Here is a 333-nt window from a genome sequence, read left to right as displayed (position 1 = left end):
CGCTGATTGCACTGATGCTGCCCTACAGCCTGACACTGCTGCTGGGGTGGTCTGTATTGCTGGGTGTGTGGATCGGGTTTGGCTGGCCGCTGGGGCCGTGAGTTGAAAGTGAAAAGTTTAAAGTTGAAACGCGTGACAGGTCACTCTGATCAGAACGCAAAGAGGCCGCGCCCAAGTCACAGGCGCGGCCTCTTAATTTGAAAACGGTTAAAACGCTTACTCTCGCTTCAACTTTCAACTTTCAACTTCTAGCTATTATTTGATCAACCGAATCGTCAGCGGATAACGGTAGTGCTCTCCACCATTGGCCTTTACGGCAGCCACGATGGTCAT

At 51.4% G+C, this 333-nt stretch carries 2 protein-coding genes; one reads left to right on the top strand and one right to left on the bottom strand.

The genetic code is table 11. From position 1 onward, the window contains the following. The first annotated feature begins 14 nt into the window (after nucleotides 1-14). On the top strand, nucleotides 15-101 hold the full coding sequence (locus tag A3730_RS30425) for an AbgT family transporter (RefSeq protein ID WP_231883954.1): 87 nt from the start codon (nucleotides 15-17) through the stop codon (nucleotides 99-101). Nucleotides 102-255: 154 nt separating this feature from the next. Here A3730_RS30425 and A3730_RS13135 read toward each other — a convergent pair whose 3' ends face one another. Then, complete coding sequence (locus A3730_RS13135) at nucleotides 256-333, bottom strand: DUF4870 domain-containing protein (RefSeq protein ID WP_082872365.1); 78 nt, start codon at nucleotides 331-333, stop codon at nucleotides 256-258.

Source organism: Alcanivorax sp. HI0044, from assembly GCF_001634945.1.
This window is presented reverse-complemented; position numbering and strand designations above follow the sequence as displayed.